19 protein-coding genes and 1 pseudogene are annotated in these 18,267 nt (G+C 50.8%); 8 read left to right on the top strand and 12 right to left on the bottom strand.

Features of this window, described 5'->3' with window-relative positions; translation table 11 throughout:
* Positions 1-118: 118 nt before the first annotated feature.
* The 8 genes from tkt to HRU78_13485 form a co-directional block, all read right to left on the bottom strand.
* Positions 119-2,176 carry a transketolase gene (tkt, locus tag HRU78_13520; GenBank protein QOJ24536.1) on the bottom strand — a complete coding sequence of 686 codons (2,058 nt, stop codon included), beginning with the start codon at positions 2,174-2,176 and terminating at the stop codon, positions 119-121.
* Positions 2,177-2,236: 60 nt separating this feature from the next.
* A complete protein-coding gene (locus HRU78_13515; GenBank protein ID QOJ24535.1) occupies positions 2,237-2,932 on the bottom strand; it encodes an ROK family protein in 696 nt (231 codons plus the stop codon).
* Positions 2,929-3,069, bottom strand: coding sequence for a hypothetical protein (locus tag HRU78_13510; protein QOJ24534.1), 141 nt, complete (start codon positions 3,067-3,069; stop codon positions 2,929-2,931). The genes HRU78_13515 and HRU78_13510 overlap by 4 nt, the downstream gene beginning before the upstream one ends.
* Before the next feature lies 1 nt (position 3,070).
* Complete coding sequence (gene zwf / locus HRU78_13505) at positions 3,071-4,507, bottom strand: glucose-6-phosphate dehydrogenase (GenBank protein ID QOJ24533.1); 1,437 nt, start codon at positions 4,505-4,507, stop codon at positions 3,071-3,073.
* A gap of 1 nt (position 4,508) precedes the next feature.
* Positions 4,509-5,531, bottom strand: a complete 1,023-nt coding sequence (gene gnd / locus HRU78_13500; protein ID QOJ24532.1) for a decarboxylating 6-phosphogluconate dehydrogenase — start codon at positions 5,529-5,531, stop codon at positions 4,509-4,511.
* 425 nt (positions 5,532-5,956) lie between these two features.
* The gene (locus HRU78_13495; GenBank protein QOJ24531.1) at positions 5,957-6,991 is read right to left on the bottom strand and encodes a methyltransferase; all 1,035 of its coding nucleotides are present in this window, start codon (positions 6,989-6,991) and stop codon (positions 5,957-5,959) included.
* 72 nt (positions 6,992-7,063) lie between these two features.
* On the bottom strand, positions 7,064-7,555 hold the full coding sequence (locus tag HRU78_13490) for an SRPBCC family protein (protein QOJ24530.1): 492 nt from the start codon (positions 7,553-7,555) through the stop codon (positions 7,064-7,066).
* 118 nt (positions 7,556-7,673) lie between these two features.
* Entirely contained in the window at positions 7,674-7,811 is a 138-nt protein-coding gene (locus tag HRU78_13485) for a hypothetical protein (GenBank protein ID QOJ24529.1), read from the bottom strand.
* An 11-nt stretch (positions 7,812-7,822) separates the two neighbouring features.
* Between HRU78_13485 and HRU78_13480 the strand changes: the two are divergent.
* The 3 genes and pseudogenes from HRU78_13480 (at position 7,823) to HRU78_13470 (ending at position 8,973) form a co-directional block, all read left to right on the top strand.
* Positions 7,823-8,279 (top strand): annotated as a pseudogene (locus tag HRU78_13480) (IS5 family transposase).
* Between the two features lie 158 nt (positions 8,280-8,437).
* The gene (locus tag HRU78_13475; GenBank protein ID QOJ24528.1) at positions 8,438-8,722 is read left to right on the top strand and encodes a hypothetical protein; all 285 of its coding nucleotides are present in this window, start codon (positions 8,438-8,440) and stop codon (positions 8,720-8,722) included.
* Complete coding sequence (locus tag HRU78_13470) at positions 8,719-8,973, top strand: hypothetical protein (protein QOJ24527.1); 255 nt, start codon at positions 8,719-8,721, stop codon at positions 8,971-8,973. The genes HRU78_13475 and HRU78_13470 overlap by 4 nt, the downstream gene beginning before the upstream one ends.
* Positions 8,974-10,137: 1,164 nt before the next feature.
* On the opposite strand, the gene murJ is transcribed toward HRU78_13470, so the two are convergent.
* The 3 genes from murJ to HRU78_13455 all read right to left on the bottom strand — a co-directional run bounded on the left by murJ (position 10,138) and on the right by HRU78_13455 (position 12,792).
* Positions 10,138-11,676, bottom strand: coding sequence for a murein biosynthesis integral membrane protein MurJ (gene murJ / locus HRU78_13465; GenBank protein ID QOJ24526.1), 1,539 nt, complete (start codon positions 11,674-11,676; stop codon positions 10,138-10,140).
* Between the two features lie 158 nt (positions 11,677-11,834).
* Positions 11,835-12,557 carry a hypothetical protein gene (locus HRU78_13460; protein QOJ24525.1) on the bottom strand — a complete coding sequence of 241 codons (723 nt, stop codon included), beginning with the start codon at positions 12,555-12,557 and terminating at the stop codon, positions 11,835-11,837.
* 10 nt (positions 12,558-12,567) lie between these two features.
* Positions 12,568-12,792 carry a hypothetical protein gene (locus HRU78_13455; GenBank protein ID QOJ24524.1) on the bottom strand — a complete coding sequence of 75 codons (225 nt, stop codon included), beginning with the start codon at positions 12,790-12,792 and terminating at the stop codon, positions 12,568-12,570.
* A 24-nt stretch (positions 12,793-12,816) separates the two neighbouring features.
* Here HRU78_13455 and HRU78_13450 point away from each other — a divergent pair, with 24 nt between their 5' ends.
* From HRU78_13450 to HRU78_13430, 5 genes are all read left to right on the top strand, one after another.
* Complete coding sequence (locus tag HRU78_13450; GenBank protein QOJ24523.1) at positions 12,817-13,155, top strand: hypothetical protein; 339 nt, start codon at positions 12,817-12,819, stop codon at positions 13,153-13,155.
* Between the two features lie 12 nt (positions 13,156-13,167).
* On the top strand, positions 13,168-14,025 hold the full coding sequence (locus HRU78_13445; protein ID QOJ24522.1) for a DUF692 domain-containing protein: 858 nt from the start codon (positions 13,168-13,170) through the stop codon (positions 14,023-14,025).
* On the top strand, positions 14,003-14,782 hold the full coding sequence (locus HRU78_13440; GenBank protein ID QOJ24521.1) for a putative DNA-binding domain-containing protein: 780 nt from the start codon (positions 14,003-14,005) through the stop codon (positions 14,780-14,782). The genes HRU78_13445 and HRU78_13440 overlap by 23 nt, the downstream gene beginning before the upstream one ends.
* Positions 14,783-14,864: 82 nt before the next feature.
* Positions 14,865-15,605, top strand: a complete 741-nt coding sequence (locus HRU78_13435; protein QOJ24520.1) for a HAMP domain-containing histidine kinase — start codon at positions 14,865-14,867, stop codon at positions 15,603-15,605.
* 27 nt (positions 15,606-15,632) lie between these two features.
* A complete protein-coding gene (locus tag HRU78_13430) occupies positions 15,633-17,285 on the top strand; it encodes a tetratricopeptide repeat protein (protein ID QOJ24519.1) in 1,653 nt (550 codons plus the stop codon).
* Positions 17,286-17,337: 52 nt separating this feature from the next.
* Here the strand turns inward: HRU78_13430 and HRU78_13425 are convergent, their stop codons facing one another.
* Positions 17,338-18,192, bottom strand: coding sequence for a hypothetical protein (locus tag HRU78_13425; protein QOJ24518.1), 855 nt, complete (start codon positions 18,190-18,192; stop codon positions 17,338-17,340).
* Positions 18,193-18,267: the final 75 nt, after the last annotated feature.

Here is an 18,267-nt window from a genome sequence, read left to right as displayed (position 1 = left end):
TATAAGATTCGTACAAAACAGTTCAGTGAAAAGAATCGTTAGATCCTTCCAGAGAAAGTTGACGTAAACGTCGCTGGAATGACTATTTTTTAAGCGCAATAGCGATCGTTAAACCGTATTAATTCTTTCCGAGGATTTCTTTTGCTATGGTCACGAGCCGTTCCGGCTCGAAGCCGAATTCTCTTTGCAGTTCCTTCAACGGAGCCGAAGCGCCGAACGTCTGCATGCCGATCATGCGACCGCTAGTACCCACATAGCGCTCCCAGCCGAACGTGGATGCTTGCTCGACCGAAATCCGCGCCTGCACGGCAGGAGGGAGTACGCTGTCGCGATATTCCTGAGTTTGATGTTCAAAGATATCCCATGACGGCATGGAAACTACGCGGGAACGGATGCCTTCGCTGCTGAGCGTTTCATGCGCCTGCACGGCAAAGCCGAGCTCACTGCCGGTTGCAATCAGAATAATCTCGGGTCTGCCGCCTGGCGCGTCGGCGAGGATGTACGCCCCGTAAGCCACACCGGCAGCTGGCGCATATTTGCTGCGATCCAGTGTCGGAAGCGCCTGACGCGACAATACCAAGGCAGCGGGGCGGTGACGCAGTTGCATGATGACACGGTACGCCTCGACCACTTCATTGGCATCGCCGGGACGCAACAGCGTCAGACCGGGAATAGCGCGCAAAGAAGCAAGATGCTCGACCGGCTGGTGCGTCGGACCATCTTCCCCGTCGCCCATGGCATCATGAGTCAATACAAAGATGGCCGGCAATTCCATCAGAGCCGACAAACGGATCGCCGGCCGCGCGTAATCGCTGAAAATGAAGAAGGTGGCGCCGTAAGGCCGCAGCTTGGATAACGACAAACCGTTCACGATCGCGCCCATGGCATGCTCACGGATGCCAAAGTGCAGGTTCTTTCCGCCTGGGGTGCTAGCCTGAATATCTTCCGCACCTGGATAGGTCAACAAGGTTTTGTTTGACGAACCCAGATCTGCGGAACCGCCGAGCAGCCAAGGAATGTTCTGCGCCAGCACGTTCAGCACCTTACCGGAAACTTCCCGCCCTGCCAATCCCTTGGGATCCACGGGAAACACCGGTAAATTGCGATCCCACCCCATGGGCAATTCGCGCCGCTGCATCTGTTCGATTTCAGTGGCGAGATCAGGATACTGGATACGATAGGCAGCGAACTGATTTGTCCACGTACGGCGTGCCGATGCGCCGCGCATGCCTATGCCGTTAGCAAAGTGTTCGTATACCCCTTCCGGCACCAGGAATTGCGCATCTTCAGGCCAGCCGTAGGCGCGTTTGGTGCAGCGAACTTCGTCCGGGCCGAGCGGCTCCCCGTGAGCTGCGGCGGTATCCTGCCGGTGTGGTGAACCGTAACCGATGTGGCTGTCGAGAATGATGAGTGTGGGCCGGTCTCTGGTTTTGCGGAATACCTCCAGAGCATGATCGATTTGTTCGATGTCGTTGGCATCGCCCAAGCGCAGGACGTTCCAATGATAGCTGAGGAATCGCGTCGCGATATCCTCGGTGAACGTCAGCCGTGTGTTGCCTTCAATGGTGATGTGATTGTTGTCATAGATCCAGCAAAGATTATCAAGGCCAAGATGGCCAGACAGCGAAGCTGCTTCTGACCCTACCCCTTCCATCAGATCTCCATCGCCACAGAGCGCGTAGATACTATACTCGAAGATGTTGAAAGACGGCTTGTTATAGCGGCTTGCAAGCCATTTTCCGGCAATTGCCATGCCGGTGCTGGTTGCTATGCCTTGCCCGAGCGGCCCCGTGGTGGTCTCTACGCCGGATACCCAGTGGTATTCCGGGTGGCCGGGTGCTTTGCTGCCCAGTTGCCGGAAACGGCGTATATCTTCCAGTGTCACCGCAAGCTGCCCCAATCGCTCGTAATCCGCATTGACAGCGCGCGTACCGGTCAGATGCAACACCGACCACAATAGCATCGACGCATGTCCGTTCGACAGCACAAAGCGGTCTCGGTTGGGCCAGATCGGATCCTGCGGATCGAACTGCATGACGCGATTCCATAGCGTATATACGAGGGGTGCCAGTGCCATCGGCGTGCCGGGGTGACCGGAATTGGCCGCTTGCACAGCGTCGATCGATAATGTGCGGATAGTGTTGATGGATAATTGATCGAGTTCAGCATCGGTCATTTGTTTATCTCCCAGCTTTCAGGTCGTCGTTCGCTACCTTTTTCAGAGCTTCCCTAAGTATCAATTCTTCCCGCGCATTGAAGTATTCCACAGGCGTAAACCTCCAATAAAGGCGTTATTATTGTCGCCCACACGCAGATCTGCCGGCAGCTTCTTAAGCTTTCCGAGCTTTTTGGCATTTCCGCCCCCTAGCACTACATAGTTCGCTTCCAGAGCGGATTTCAATTGATTGGCAATCTTGAGTACATGCCGACGCCATTTTTTCTTGCCCATTTTTTCCAATCCGCGCCGCCCCAGATATTCTTCGTATGTTTTTCCATGCTTGTAGGGCAGGTGCGCCAATTCCATGGGCTCGAGCACCCCGTCCACTATCATTGCCGATCCAAGCCCTGTACCCAAGCCAAGAAAAAGCATGCGTCCGTGATCATAGCTACCGAGCGCCTGCATTGCGGCATCATTGATCATTTTTATGGGACAACCGAATGATTTCCGGAAATCAAAACCAACCCATCCTGGTCCAAGATTAAATGGATCATGTACCGGCCGTCCACCAATCACGACGCCTGGATAACCAATCGACACGCGCTCATATTTACAATCCCGTATTGCATCTTTGACCTTATCGACCATCTGCTTCGGGGTCAGCGCCGGACCGGAGGTTATCTTGAACGGCTTGTCGTGTCCGCTCACCAATACTTTGATATGTGTTCCGCCCACATCAATGACAAGAATGGTATGCGCAGGCTGTGATTTCATAATCGCTCACATCCTCTGGCGCATGGTCCGGATATGTTTGTCCCGGCGCACGGCAACTGCGCGGCTTCTTTCCATTTCTCTGCAAAAAACCACCGGTAAGCGCCGATCATGAATGATTCCATCGGAAAAGCCGCCATGTCAGATTTCCTGCTCTGATTTATGTCTCTTGGTTACAGGATCAAATTTTGGATTGTGCCATCCGCCATCAATCCTGATAAGTTCATCGGCTTCACGCGGCCCCCAGCTACCGGGTTTATATCGATGAACTGGCCGATGCTGTGTCAGAACTTTGTCAAGAACCGCCCACGCAGCCTCTACCGCATCCTGTCGGGTAAAAAGCAAGCCGTTACCGGCCAGCGCATCGCCCAAAAGCCGCTCATAAGGCATTTGTTCATCCGGCTGGGCGTTGAGCAGATAAAGTTCTTTTTGATCGCCGATAAATTCCTCACCCACTCGTTTGACGCGTGCCGCCAGAGCGATAGCGGGACATGGGGATAACTCAAACCGCAAATAATTAGCCCGGCCTATCGCTGGCCAGGCATCTTCGAACAATCTCTGCGGCGGTGCCTTGAACTGCACGAGAACCTCCGCAGTGCTCTCGGCCAGGCATTTTCCCGAGCGCAGATACCACGGTACGCCCGCCCAACGCCAAGAATCGATGGTTAGACGGAGAGCGCAGTAAGTTTCTGTATCAGAATCTTTAGCAACACCAGGTTCCTGTAGATAGCCTTCAAACTGGCCTCTTACCAGATCTTCCGGTTTGAGTGTATGCATGGCCTGAAATACCTTAGCCTTTTCGCTGCGCTGCGCTTCAAAATCCCGTCCGGCAGGAGGCTCCATCGCTAGCAGAGCCACTATCTGGAACAGGTGGTTCTGAACCACGTCGCGCAGACAGCCGACTTGATCGTAGAAACTGCCCCGGCCTTCTACGCCAAAATCCTCCGCCAGAGTAATCTGCACACTTGCCACATAATTGCGATTCCAGATCGGCTCCAGGAACGAATTCGCAAACCGGAAATACAAGATATTTTCAATGGCTTCCTTACCAAGAAAATGATCGATGCGGAAAATCGACGCTTCCGGAAAAACCAAATGCGCGGCATTATTGAGCTGGCGCGCCGAGACCAGATCGCGTCCGAAAGGCTTTTCCACGATGATGCGGGCATGCTCAGTCAAACCGGCGGAACCAAGATCCTTGATCACTGCCGCGAAGAAGGCGGGTGGGATGGCCAAATAGAAAGTTGGCCGCAGAACGCCGTCAAGCGCTTGTTTGAGTGTTTGAAAAGTCTGCGGATTTTTATAGTCACCGTCAACATAACGCAGCAATGAGAGCAATTGGTTTAGAGCGTTGGGGTCGATGTTCTTAAAAACACGTGCTATCCCATCTTCGGCCCGGTTGCGCAGCTGTGCCAGATCCCAGCCTGAAAAGCCTACACCTATTACCGGAATCTTTAGTACGCCCCGCTTGACCATCCTATAAAGCGAGGGAAATATCTTCTTATGAGCAAGATCGCCCGTTGCGCCAAAAAGCACCAGGGCATCGGATGATACTAAACGGTTATTAAGCTTACTCATATCATGAGCCGTCTGTCAGCTTTTCATCGTGACCGCCAAATTGCTTGCGCATGGCCGAAAGAATACGGTCGGCGTAATTGGCCTCTCCCTGGGATTCGAAACGTCCGAATAATGCGGCGCTGATGACTGGCGCCGGCACCCCTTCGTCCACGGCGGCCAGCGTGGTCCAGCGTCCTTCGCCAGAATCGGAAACGCGCCCGGAAAATTGCTTAAGTTCCGCATCCTCGACGAGCGCGGCTGCCGTTAAATCGAGCAACCAGGATGAGATCACGCTGCCTCGGCGCCATACCTCGGCTACTTTACTGATATCAATAGGATACTGGTACGCTTCGGGATCACGCAACGGCGTGGTCTCGGCATCCTGCGCTCGCGAACGCAGACCGGCATCGGCGTGCTTGAGAATATTGAGCCCCTCGGCATATGCTGCCATCAGGGCGTACTCGATGCCGTTGTGAACCATTTTCACGAAGTGACCTGCACCGGCAGGACCGCAGTGCAGATAACCCTGTTCTTCGGAACCGGGTGCGCCACTGCGTCCGAAAGTACGCGGTGCAGCCGCGATGCCTGGTGCAATGCTTTTAAAGATCGGATCGAGATAACGAATTACGCTATCTTCTCCACCAATCATCAAGCAGTACCCGCGCTCGAGTCCGAATACGCCGCCACTGGTGCCGCAATCGACATAATGAATGCCACGTAATTTGAGCGTTTTGGCGCGTACTTGATCATCGCGGTAATAGCTGTTACCTCCGTCAATGATGATATCGTCGGACGAAAGTAACATTGCCAGATCCGAAACTGTTTTACCGGTGATGCCCGCGGGAACCATCACCCAGACAACACGCGGTTGGGTGAGTTTAGCGACAAAATCGTTAAGCGAGTCGGCGTGCCGGATATCGGGGCCTGTAAGCGCCTTGATGGCATCGGCATTAACATCATAGATCACGCACGAGTGCCCATCTTTAGTTAAACGTCGAACCAAGTTGGAACCCATACGCCCAAGACCAATCATACCAAGTTGCATGCGATCACCTCCTTGCTGATTTTTGATTTAACGCTTCTAAGTCCTATTGCTGTTTTCCAAGCTCAAAGAAGATAAATCGAATCACAGTCCACCGACCCTGCCGGAATATGCGTCATTATGCTGCAGATCCCGGGCATTGGGAATTTTTTGATGGGTGAATTTTTTCTGGGTACAAGAAGCAATTAACTTAATTAAATACCTGTTTGTTTCCAAAAAATGATGCGCTCCCGATAACGCATAGTCAAGCAATGTTTCTGAATCAAGTGCTGAGGTGGCACCACAAAACTGGACAGATTGCTAAACTTTGTTATGGACGATTAAAGAGCCGCCCCTATAAAATATACGCGGTCATGCCGGTACATCAAGAACCTCGCCAACCAGACCGTTGGCGCAGCGCCGCCAAGTGAGAGTGAAACCAGCGGAAATTAGGGCTTGCGTCCGATTACGATACTGTAATAACCAAAAGCTTTATGGACTTGGATGTCCTCAAAGCCAATTTCCTCCAGCATGGTTGAGAGCTCCAAACCAGTGTATTGCTTCCCTTCTGTCCAGCCCATCATCATCATGCCGAAGGCAGCCGGTGCAAACGGACCTGTTTTATCGTCGTTGCACAGCATTTCATGAATCACGATACGTCCGCCAGATTCCAAGTACCTGAAACTTTTTGCGGTCAAAAAATGGCATTTTTCCGGCGACCAGTCATGATACATGTTGGAAAAGAAATGCAGATCGGCGGACGGCCAATGATCGTTCCAGATATTAGTGCCGCAGGTTTTAATGCGTTCTTGCAAATTATATTCAACAATGTACCCTTCGGCCACTTCACATACCTGTAGAAAATCCAGCACGATCGCCTGCAGATTAGGCAATCGCAAAGCTGCGCCGATCGAATGCGCGCCGGAGCTGCCGCCGATGTCCAGCATCACCCGGTGCCGGGAAAAATCCACAACTCCCGGCCAAACCAGCGCGGAGGCCATGCTCATGCTGTGCATGCCGCTGGTAAAGCGGTGCAGCAATTCGAGTTGTTCTTCGTGCGATTGATAAATATCGCCGCCGCCGTAAGTCTGCGGTGAATCGGTCAGAATGGATTTTTCCAGGCTGGTGAAGGAGCATACCTGATAATTATCGATCATCAGATCCCAGAGAAAACCGAAGTAATTGGGGCTTTTTAGCAGTAAGTATTCTTCCGTCACCGCAGTGAGAGCATAACGCTCCTGCTGCAGCGACAAGAAACCCAGCGCGGTAGCGACAGTCAGCATCGCTTCCGCCGGGCGTGGCTTGAGATTGAGCGCATCGCAAATCTCCGTCAACGTGCGCGGATTATCCGCCAGCAAAGTGAAAACCTTCAACCGGTGCGCCAGCAATAAGGCCGGATAACCATAAACCGCGAACACCACATCCCATACCGGGCGGTCATCGACGCGCGGCATTTGAATGTTGGAAGAGGTATGTTGTGTCATCAGTTCTCCTTGGACATTAAGCGATTGCGGTGAAGGTCATCAGCCAAAACGGTTGCGAACGAACGGGAGTTTTCATGATGGCTTCGCTTCAACCAAACGCTTGATGTTTTGTACCGTCCTGCCCGCGCCGTCTTTGATGGCAACCCGAACCAATCCCTCGAAAGGCCGCATAATCGCGAGAATTTCCAGCAACTCAAAAGAGAATGTCAATTTGGTGGATTGCGCCGGACTGATTTCCTGTAATTCATAAGTACAGCGGAAAGGATCGGACACACCAACCAGCGTGATGCGCTGACCCGACTCAAAGGCGGAAATTTTAAACCTCGATTCCGAACGCCGACCCTGATCGACGCGCACCTGCCGCCCCTCGGTTCCGAGCTGGACGGGGCCAGGCGTAATTTGCTCCAATTCTTTCACTTCCGGAGACCATTTGGGATAGTTGTCGAATAGACCCACGCCAATATACTGGAAAAGCTCCGCAGTTGAGCAAGACACGATGGTGTGTGCCCGGCCGATGACCGGATCGGTCGAACCCAGATTGAGCATGGAACCTAAATTGAACATAGCGTTAGCCCTTGATGGCGAATCCAGCTTATCGATTGACGATGGGTAAGACGTTAAACGAATCAGGGAGGGATTTCAAGCGCCATGCAAAATACTAGCAAGCTCCGAGCAGAAAGTATTAGATCGATTGCCGCTGGGTGAAGTCTTTCAGGCGGAATCCGAGCAGCCAGAGCGCGGCGAAATGGCTGAATGCACCAGCCGCACAGCCACCCAGCTTAACCGGCCGGCACGTGTCAGTGTCGAATCGGTCAGCCACGAGGTGCCGCTGCCGCCGGAGCGCGTGGAGGCAATTAGGGGATGAGTCGCACAAAAGGGGACTCAACACCAAGGTACATCTGGCCGTGGATGCGCATGGTATGCCGGTTAGAATCATTGTTACAGAAATTACCCGGGCGGATTGCGCTCTAGCTCAAGGACTCATTACTGGCCCCGGCCCAGCACCTGATTGCCGACAAGGGTTACGACAGCGATGCCATCGTCGAGCAAGCGCAATCTCAGGGCATGCAGGTGGTGATTCCGCCACGAAAAAAATAGAAAGGGACCGCGCGAATATGACAAACACCTGTACCGGCAACGCCATCTCGTCGAGAATGCGTTTCTTGCGCTCAAACAGTGGCGCAGCATCGCTACTACCCACTACGCCAAGAACCTCTCTTCCTTCCTTGCTGCCGCCCAGATCCGTTGCCTAGTGCTCTGGTTAAATACTCGTGACGACACTATCTAAACCAGCAATAAGAGATTGAAGATAAGAAAAGTTCAAGCTTGGCTCCTTTTTTGAATTTCCTAGTTTATAAGTGAAGATACACGGAGATTTTAAATGCCTTTGATCTTAACATTGAGATTTTTTAATAAACCATTTCGTTCTACAGGTTTATATTTTTTATGACTGAATTCGAAAAGCTCCTTAAAAAACTCGAAGACCTAACCACCAGCGCCAACGCATCCTGTAAAGAATTCACCAATCTGCTGACCGCTATCGGGTTCCAAATCGAGAACTGCGGCAGTGCTGGCCACAAAATCGCACGGCACCCGGCCGTATCATTAATTGAGTATCCTAACTATAATTGTGGTCATAATAAGGGCGAAGCTGTTAAACGCCCGTACATTAAAAAACTATACAAATTTGTAAAACAACACGAAAACGCAATTAAGGAGCACATGAAATGAAATTTGATCCTGAAGCCTATTCGATTACCATTCGTAAGGAAGAAATCGACGATGAAATTCTATACGTGGGCAGGGTAGCTGAATTCCCCAATATCAGCGTATATGAGGAAGACTTTGCAACTGCTCGAAACCTGGTTATCGATGCAATACAAACGCTGAAAAAAATTGCTGACGAAACGCACAAAGACTTTCCGCCGCCATATCTCGCAACATCAAGCGAATTTATGGAACGTGCATCCGCATTTCGATAAAACTACAACAATGAAAAAACTATTTAGTCGCACCACAATTGGCGCAATTCTGATAATCCAATTAGCCGGATGTATAGCACCGCCAGTAGTTGGAGTCCCTGTTGCACCAGGAATACCGCCCGGCGTTGTGTATGTAGCACCTACCTATGTAAGCCCAGGCCCTGGGTATCTATGGAACTACAATATTAATTATGGTTGGGGATGGCACCACCCGAGAAACGGATGGCATCGAGGCTGGAGATAATTACTAAATTACCAAAAGTCCCGTTCTTTTTGGTTTTCTGAATTTTTCTTTGTATCATTCTTGTAGGTAAGGAGTGTTTTGTTCTGGCCATCTCTCTATCGTCGGAATTTCACCAAATAAATCTTTGATCATTTCATTTCCTCCCGAAAAGAACCGCTTAAAGCGGCAAATTTTTCATGCTATGTAAATTTCTGGCGAAAAGTATGCGAGACCAGAATACACTAGCGACCTGGGCGAAGGTTATCGGGGGATCTGTAAGGCATTGCGTACCCGCTGTGTCGTTATGATTGAAGCCATTGCTCCTGGTAATCTTGCGTGAATGTAGGTCAGATCACACACATGCGCCGTACCACCTCGACTGGTGAGAATTGTCGATCTAGTAGTTTGCTGCTACCGGCAGGCTGCCTGGCTTCTTGCTATCGATCATATAGTGAATTTACACTGATCCCTGACTTGTAAACTGTTGGCTTTCATCAGCATTCTGTAACGATGCTGTGAAAAAGGATCGCAGTTTATCGCGATTTAATTTTCCTCATGGTGCTTTCTTTCAGAATTGTTGGGTGATAAGTATTTCAATTCTGAATGCTTACGGGTTGGGTTATACCAAGATTCGATACAGGCGAATATGGTCAGTCTTGTTTCTGTTTTATTTTTTCACGAACGCTTGTTGATCAACTCACATTCCAAGTTGACAAAGAAACTTTAAGCTATTGTTATGGGCATTACCCATAATGTCTATAGAAGGGCGGGTCCCTTGATCCGGTTTGCGGGTAATCAACCCCAAATTCAGAGTGTTGATCACCAGATCTAAATTAGATGCAGGGCTGCGTTTATTCCGATGAGTTAGCATTACTTACTCCTTTGAGTTTTAATGAGCGGTAGGGCAAATAAACTGACTGTAAGCATATCGGTTGAACGGACTACAATGTTTGCCGCTGGGTGAAGTCTTTCAGGCGGAATCCGAGCAGCCAGAGCGCGGCAAAATAGCTGACGGCACCGGCGGCGACTACGCCGCTAAGCCGCAGGGTGCGGGTCAGTGTCGGTTCGTTGAGCCATGAGGTGTTGCTGCCGGCGGCGAACCACAGCACGACGCCCATGACCGCCAGCGCCAGCAGTATTTTGGCAAAGAAAATGAGCCAGCCGGGTTGCGGTTGGTAGATTTTCTGACTGCGTAACTGGTAAAACAGCAATCCGGCGTTCAGGCATGCGCCCAAACCGATTGCCAGTGCCAATCCGGCATGTTGAAAAGGCGTGATGAAGATGAGATTCATCAGTTGTGTCGCAATTAGGGTGATGATTGCGATCTTCACGGGTGTTTTGATGTTCTGGCGAGCGTAGAATCCGGGGGCGAGCACTTTTACCAGGATGATGCCGAGCAAGCCAATGCTGTAGGCGACCAATGCTTCGCGCGTCATCCATACATCGTGTTCGCTGAAGGCGCCGTGATGGAACAGCGTGGTGATCAGCGGCACCGATAGCAATGCCAGTGCCAATGCGGCCGGTAGCGTCAACAGCATGGTCATGCGCAAACCCCAGTCGAGCAGGCGGGAATATTCGTCGTTGCTGTTGTTGCTGTAATGTTTTGCCAATGACGGCAGCAGGATAGTGCCGAGCGCGACGCCGAGCAGACCGGCGGGAAATTCCATCAGCCGGTCGGCGTAATACAGCCAGGAGACGCTGCCGGTTACCAGCAGCGAGGCGAAAATGGTATTGATCAGCAGGCTGAGCTGGCTGACCGAGACGCCGAAAATGGCTGGGCCCATCAGTTTGATCACGCGCCACGCGCCGGTATCGGGATTTCTAAAACGGATGCGCGGCATCAATCGGAGTTTCAATAGAAATGGTATCTGAAACGCCAGTTGCAAAATGCCGCCGATAAAAACCGCCCAGGCTAGCGCCAGAACCGGCGGATCGATGAATGGGGTCAGCCATAACGCGCAACCGATGAATGCGATATTCAAGAGCGCCGGGGTGACGGCGGGCACGTTGAATTTGCCGTAGGTGTTAAGAATTCCTCCGGCCAATGCCACCAACGAGATAAATAAAATATACGGAAAGGTGATTTGCAGCAGTTGAACGGTGAGCTCGAATTTATCCGGATCGGCGGAAAAACCGGGTGCGCTGACATAAATGATCAGCGGCGCCGCGAGAATGCCGGCAAGCGATATGAAAAACAGCGCGATGCCCAACAGCAGCGTGATGTGATCGATCAGGCTGCGGGTTTCTTCCGGGGTACGGGTATTTTTATATTCCGCGAGAATCGGTACGAATGCTTGTGAAAAAGCACCTTCGGCAAACATCCGCCGCAGCAGGTTCGGGATGCGGAAGGCGACAAAGAACGCATCGGTTTCCATGCCTGCGCCAAACATCCGCGCGATGATGATGTCGCGCAAGAAACCGAGAATACGTGACACGAAGGTCATGCTGCTAACCGCAGCGAGCGCTTTAAGTAGATTCAATGGTGTGAGAGATTGGTGCTATCAATGACGGTGGCGAGAAATTGGGCAGACTGGATTTTTCAATCCAGTCTGTTGGGTTATGAAATTCAAAAAACTGTTTTTCTTGTTTGATTCTTCCCCCAATAAACGGGCAGGAGTGTCGCCTTGACGGCGGCAGCTTAGAACATGCAAGTGACTTTCTTCAGCAAACCTTCTTCTTCCCAATTCCATTGTAGGCAGTATTCCGCACCGCGTTTCGGGTTTTTGACATCGGCATCGATTTTCGTTTGCCCGCTGATCACGGGCGGCAGCAGCGCTTCTTCTTTGCCGTCCTGGATGCGGAAGAAACGGGCGGTTGCAACGGCGCGCCCTGAAGGTAGCTCGACGGTCATATGCAAGTGTTGCGTATCATCGTCGACGACATGCGACAGTATGCCTTCGTTCTGCGTGAAAGCGCCTTCGCATTGATACGTGAGAGTTAAGTCGGATCCGTTGATGACTTTCAATTCCGGCGGGAGCTTCATGCAGATTTGGTAGTTGTCGCTGTCTTTTCTTTGTTCCGCCGGATCGCCGTTATTGACGCGGAAATTGCTGACGCTGCCGACGGCGCGGATATTTTTGAACCAGTATTCCGAGTTATCGACATGACAGGCGGTGGTCATTTGTGTCTGTGTCAGCGTTGCTTTTTTCCCGCAGGTATCGTGCACCGTCAGTATTTTTCTTAAATCCGAAATGGAAAATGCGGATTTGTTTTGCCGGATTTGATCGAAAATCAGCAGTGCGGCGCAGATGGCAATGATCAACCCAAACACCATGAAATTCGTCAGCAGGGCAACCAAAACACCGAAGACAAGGATTGCGGCATTGGTGTAAAAAATAAGCTGGTTGGATTTGTCAAACATTCGGAGCTCCTTAATTAGCAGGCATATTTTTATAATAATTTTGAAGCGCTGAGTTTATCAGAGAGGCGCAGGCAACAAAAGCAACCTGGGGCAGATTGATGCTGACCGGTGAAAAATGATACATGCGGGCATTATCGGCTATTTTGCTGAGGCACAGCGAGCGCCGATCGAGCTGAGCATAAAGAAACAAACGACTTCGTTCCGATTTGGCGTTATCATTTGCACTTGCAGTCATGATCAATTTTTATGGAGAAAATAGATGTCGAAAAAATCAATGAAGCCCGTTTCACTGGCCGTAGGTACCGCGTTAGTAACCAGCCTGGCTGCCGGCAATCTGTCGGCTGATACCGCAGGCAATCCTTTTGCCATGACTGAATTAGCCGGCGGTTACATGCAACTGGCCGATGCCAGTGATGCCAATAAACCGGCACAAGACGGCGGCAAGGATGCGAAGCAAAATATGGAAGGCAAATGCGGTGAAGGAAAATGTGGTAGCAAAAAAGAAATGAAACAAAACATGGAAGGTAAATGCGGCGGCAAAAAGGCCGAGCAGGAAGGTAAATGCGGTGAAGGTAAGTGCGGATCCAATAAGAAGTAATCCGCGTAATCCATGAGCAGTCAACATTATCCTGTGCATGGTGCTGGTTTGGGTCTGCGGCGTTCATTCATCAGTTCGCTGGCGGATCAAACCACGCATCCGGTGAATTTCTGGGAGGTGGCTCCGGAAAACTGGATCGGGGTCGGTGGGCGGTACGGAAAACAGTTGCGCGAGTTGACCGAAAAATTTCCTTTTATTTGTCACGGACTATCGCTTTCAATCGGCGGACCGTCGCCATTGGACGAAGCTTTTCTGCAACGGCTGAAACGTTTTTTGCACGACCATCAAATCCGCTACTACAGCGAACATCTAAGTTATTGCAGCGACGACGGGCATTTGTACGATCTGCTGCCGATTCCGTTTACCGCAGAGGCCGTGCGCTATGTGGCGGCGCGTATCCGGCGGGCGCAGGATATTCTGGAACGGCGCATCGCAATGGAAAACGTTTCTTACTACGCGGCGCCCGGTCAAGAGATGGAAGAAATTGATTTTATCCAAGCAGTGCTGCAGGAGGCTGACTGCGATTTGCTGCTGGATGTCAATAATATTTATGTCAACAGCATCAACCATCGTTACGATGCTGAGGCATTTCTTAAACAACTGCCTGCGGCGCGTATTCGCTATGTCCATATCGCCGGACACTACCGGGAAGCGGAAGATTTAATCGTGGATACGCATGGTGCGGACGTCATCGATCCGGTCTGGCAATTGCTGGAAAAAACGTACCAGCATTTCGGTGTTATTCCGACGCTGCTGGAACGTGATTTCAATCTCCCGCCGCTGGCGGAGCTGCTGCAAGAAGTGGAGATTATTCACACTCTGCAATCCAAATGGCGGAATCAAACCGGTGAACACGCACAACACGGCTGACCGTCCCGCTTTTGTGCGGCAGCAGTATGCTTTTGCGGCGCATATCCGTAATCCGGAAAGAAGTCCTTGCCCGGAAGGGATCGAAGAACGGCGCATGAAAATCTACCGCGAATTGTTTTATAACAACGTCGAGGGTTTTATCACCAGTACGTATCCGGTGCTGCGGAAAATCATGCCGGATGAAGAGTGGCACGCCATGATCCGGGATTATTTTGCCAATCACGTTTCGCATACGCCGCTGTTTCCGGAAATGCCGCGCGAGTTTCTAAAATATCTGGAGCATGAACGCGAACCACAACTGGACGATCCTCCATTTTTGCTGGAGCTGGCTCACTATGAATGGGTTGAATTAGCGCTTTCGCTGTTGGATGAAAAAATCGACAAAGCAAAAATCGATAGTCAGGGCGATCTGCTCGACGGCATCCCGGTGATTTCGCCGTTAGCCTGGTCATTGTGCTACGACTTTCCGGTTCACAAAATCAGCCCGGATTTTCAACCCAAGGAAGCCGATGCGAAGCAAACGCATTTGATCGTTTATCGCGACGCCGCTTTTGAGGTGCGCTTTATCGAGATCAATCCGGTCACTGCGCGGCTTCTGCAATTGCTTTCCTGCGATGCTCCCGTAGCGGGACGGCTGGCGTTGCAACAAATTGCTGTGGAACTGAATCATCCCCAACCCGAAACCGTCATTCAGAGCGGCATGGAAATATTAAACGATTTGCAGCGGCGGCAGGTGATTCTAGGGATTTACGTCTAACTTTCTGATTACGATCATAACACTACAGGTTCAAAGCGATTTGCCGTTTAATTGCCCATCAATAACGGATGGAATACGCACCATGCGCGGAGAATCAAGTGTTAAAGATATCGGAAAAAAGCATACCAATACTGCCAGTGTCCCTGTTGTATTCAACATGGCGAACTTTCTGGTTTCTTCCGTACATGACATGAAGAACTCCGTCAGCATGCTGATCTGCGGTTTGGATAAAGTGCTGACATCGGCTGAAGCGGCCAAACTTTCCACGCATGCCGAATTGGTGCAGATGAACCATGAAGCGAAACGGATCAATAATCGCCTGATTCAATTGCTGACACTCTACAAGCTGGGGCAGAAAATGTACCCTTTCGATCCGCAGCCTGTTTGCCTGCAAGATTTTTTGCACACCATCGTCGCGCAATATGCGCAATTGCTCAAATTTCGCGGCATTCACCTGGAAGTCCGCGTTAATCCTGAGCTGTATTGGTATTTTGATGAAGATCTCATCAGTGGCGTTATCGGCAATGCGTTAAATAACGCCATGCGCTACACGCATCAACGCATCCTGATCAGTGCAGCAGAATATGACGATCAATTGGCGCTGCGTGTTGAAGATGATGGTGATGGTTATCCGCTTGAATTACTGGAAGGAAACGGCAATGTCATGCAGAGCGTGGATTTCCATGGCGGCAGTACCGGTCTGGGGCTTTATTTCTCGACGATGGTGGCGCGCATGCATCGTAACCAAGGCGCTCAGGGCGATCTTAGCTTGGAAAATGGCGGCTCACTGCAAGGCGCTTGCTTTGTATTACGTCTTCCGTGACGGTTATTCACTCTAATTTTTGCAATCATGAATATTAACCCGCTCGATATTTCAACGCCTGCTGCTGAGCTGAATTTCTCAGGGAAGCATGTACTGATCGTCGATGATTACATGGAAATGCGCAGCATTTTCCGCGACATTCTCAGTAGTTGCGGTGCTGAAATCAAGAAAATCCACATGGCGACGAACGGCAACGAAGCCATTGCATTGTTAAAAAAAGTGTCATTTGACATTGTGCTGTGCGATCTCATTCTGGGTTCCGGAAAAAATGGTCAGCAAGTACTGGAAGAAGCCAAGCACCAAGCGCTGGTAGGGCCTTCCTGTCTGTGGATCATGATCACCGCGGAGAAAACCATGGAAGCGGTTACCGGTGCTGCGGAATATCAACCGGATGCGTATTTGCTGAAACCGGTCACGGAAGCCAGTTTACGTTCGCGCTTAGTCAAGATTTGGGCCAAAAAAGAGGCTTTTGCGGAAATTTACAAAGCCATGAAGCAGCAGGATTATTCAAAAGCGATGAATCTGTGCGATCAGCGCTTGGTTGCCGATAAGGCGCATGCGGCCGATTTACTCCGGACCAAATGCGACTTGTTACTGGTGACCGGTGAATACGATCGCGCAAAGAATATATTGGAAGAAGTTCTGGCTGAACGCGATCTGCCTTGGGCTAAAGCGGCGTTAGCCAAGATTTTGCTGAAAAAGAACGATCCCGATGCCGCGAGGAACTTGCTGGAAGAAGTGACGGAATCCAATCCGGCTTATCTTGAGGCGCAAGATTTGCTGGCGCACACCTTGCAAGTGATGGGCGATCTTGAAGAAGCCGGGGCTGTACTAGAGCGTGCGGTGAAGTTATCGCCAAACTCGGTCATCCGGCAGAAGAATCTCGGTCAGGTTTCAATGAAGCTGGGTAAGATGGAAGATGCCGAACGTGCTTTCCGCAAAAGTGTGGCACTCGGAGAGTACTCGGTGTTACGGTCAGCCGATGCCTATGTCGGTCTTGCCAAAGCGTGCAACGCTAATAAAAATTCCGAGCAAGCGTTAAAGGTGCTGGGGCAGCTCAACAAGAGCTTTGCCACAGACGATGTCCGCGTTAAGGCGTTAGCGGTGGAAGGCATGATTCATCAGCAAAATGGAAATACCGGTAAGGCGAAACAGATCGCTGATGAACTTGGTCAATCTATCGGTAATGACAGCATCCGTCCCGATAGTGATGGCGCTCTGGAAATTGCCCGTTTGCTGATGATCGCCGGCGATAAAGAGAAAGCCATTCAACTGCTGCAACGGGAAATCAAAAATAACCCCGAGAGTACAGCCCTGTTGCAGAACGTGGCGGAAATTTTCGAGCAAGCCGGCATGGGTGAAGAAGGCAGCCGATTGATCGAGACCTCAAGGCAGGAAGCGATGCTGATTATGAACCGCGGCGTGTTGCTGATCAGTAAGGGGCAGTACGAAGAAGCCGTCAGCGCCATGCGCGACGCTTATGCCGCAATGCCGACGAACATGCGGGTATTGCTCAATTTGGCGCATGTGATCATCACCTACATGCAAAAAAACGGTGCAACTTCCGAACTGATCGACGAGGCCCGCCAGAGCCTCCAGACAGCAAATGAGCTGTCGTCCGGCGAGCCGCGTTTTATTCGGTTGACGGCCGCATTGAACGAATTGATCGCTGCCAAATAATTTCTGCAACTACACTGCTCGGCTTCGTTTGTGCAGCACCCGGCGGCATGGGTTACTTGACCTTGACAAAGCTGCCGCTCTGATTGACCCACACTTCACCTGTAAACGCATCACTAATCGTAGTCGCATCGGTAGCAAAGCAATCATCAACCACGGTGCTGGTATACGTTCCTTTTGTGAAATAGTTCACCGGCGGGTTTAACGCGATTCCCGGGATGGGTAGGCCAGCCAATGTTTCGGTGATCGGGGCGGTAATATCGAGGCAAAGATCGGAATTGACAACCAAGTTGGCCGTGGCCGCCGGTGCATTTCTGGTGCAATGTTTAACGTTTGCGGTGGTATTCACTAAATCGAGTAGATTGAATCCCGGAATTTCCAGGCCGGTGATATTGGATGAGGTGACTGTGTTGCTGCCGAGCAGGGAAATGCCACTCGCCGTCGTTTGATGTGGCACTTGGCAGAGATTGGTTTTGGACAGATCGGGAGCAGTAATGCACTGGCCATTGCTCGTCACCGATACGACATTGCCGCTTTGGCTATAAAACACACCGCTAATCACATCGGTTGTGTCACAAGCGGCGATCCCACCATTACTGCCGGAATTATCGACTTGATTGATCAGGTTTGCGAGGGTATCGATTACCGTCGGATTGTTTCCCCAAGGTCCGCCGAGCACATAAACATTCTGATCATTCTTGTTAATACCCGCGTAAACATTGGTTTCCGGATAGAAGCGAAATAACCAAGGCTCAATGTTTTGCGTGACTTGGTGGCTCGGAAAGAATTGCGGGAAATTTTTTTCAGCCCAATTGAGCAATTTATCGGTATCGCTGGATGGGGTGGCAAAGGAAAACTGCATCTGAATGAGTAGTGCAAATGTATAAGTCAGTAAAATGAGTCGTTTCATGAAAAGGATCTCCGCTTGATGGATTGGAAATGAACTGGTGTTCGAATATTGGGACTTTCTCAGTATGGGTGAAAA

The sequence above is a fragment of the Gammaproteobacteria bacterium genome (assembly GCA_015709635.1).
Lineage (GTDB): Bacteria > Pseudomonadota > Gammaproteobacteria > Burkholderiales > Nitrosomonadaceae > Nitrosomonas.
This window is presented reverse-complemented; position numbering and strand designations above follow the sequence as displayed.

Excerpts from the sequence above, each read along its gene's own strand:
- HRU78_13425 (QOJ24518.1), bottom strand. The coding sequence starts at position 18,192 with ATGAAACGACTCATTTTACTGACTTATACATTTGCACTACTCATTCAG.
- HRU78_13495 (QOJ24531.1), bottom strand. The coding sequence starts at position 6,991 with ATGACACAACATACCTCTTCCAACATTCAAATGCCGCGCGTCGATGAC.
- HRU78_13445 (QOJ24522.1), top strand. The coding sequence starts at position 13,168 with ATGAGCAGTCAACATTATCCTGTGCATGGTGCTGGTTTGGGTCTGCGG.
- HRU78_13490 (QOJ24530.1), bottom strand. The coding sequence starts at position 7,555 with ATGTTCAATTTAGGTTCCATGCTCAATCTGGGTTCGACCGATCCGGTC.
- HRU78_13455 (QOJ24524.1), bottom strand. The coding sequence starts at position 12,792 with ATGACTGCAAGTGCAAATGATAACGCCAAATCGGAACGAAGTCGTTTG.
- tkt (QOJ24536.1), bottom strand. The coding sequence starts at position 2,176 with ATGACCGATGCTGAACTCGATCAATTATCCATCAACACTATCCGCACA.
- HRU78_13435 (QOJ24520.1), top strand. The coding sequence starts at position 14,865 with ATGCGCGGAGAATCAAGTGTTAAAGATATCGGAAAAAAGCATACCAAT.
- HRU78_13475 (QOJ24528.1), top strand. The coding sequence starts at position 8,438 with ATGACTGAATTCGAAAAGCTCCTTAAAAAACTCGAAGACCTAACCACC.
- zwf (QOJ24533.1), bottom strand. The coding sequence starts at position 4,507 with ATGAGTAAGCTTAATAACCGTTTAGTATCATCCGATGCCCTGGTGCTT.
- gnd (QOJ24532.1), bottom strand. The coding sequence starts at position 5,531 with ATGCAACTTGGTATGATTGGTCTTGGGCGTATGGGTTCCAACTTGGTT.
- HRU78_13510 (QOJ24534.1), bottom strand. The coding sequence starts at position 3,069 with ATGGCGGCTTTTCCGATGGAATCATTCATGATCGGCGCTTACCGGTGG.
- HRU78_13470 (QOJ24527.1), top strand. The coding sequence starts at position 8,719 with ATGAAATTTGATCCTGAAGCCTATTCGATTACCATTCGTAAGGAAGAA.
- HRU78_13430 (QOJ24519.1), top strand. The coding sequence starts at position 15,633 with ATGAATATTAACCCGCTCGATATTTCAACGCCTGCTGCTGAGCTGAAT.
- HRU78_13460 (QOJ24525.1), bottom strand. The coding sequence starts at position 12,557 with ATGTTTGACAAATCCAACCAGCTTATTTTTTACACCAATGCCGCAATC.
- HRU78_13515 (QOJ24535.1), bottom strand. The coding sequence starts at position 2,932 with ATGAAATCACAGCCTGCGCATACCATTCTTGTCATTGATGTGGGCGGA.
- HRU78_13450 (QOJ24523.1), top strand. The coding sequence starts at position 12,817 with ATGTCGAAAAAATCAATGAAGCCCGTTTCACTGGCCGTAGGTACCGCG.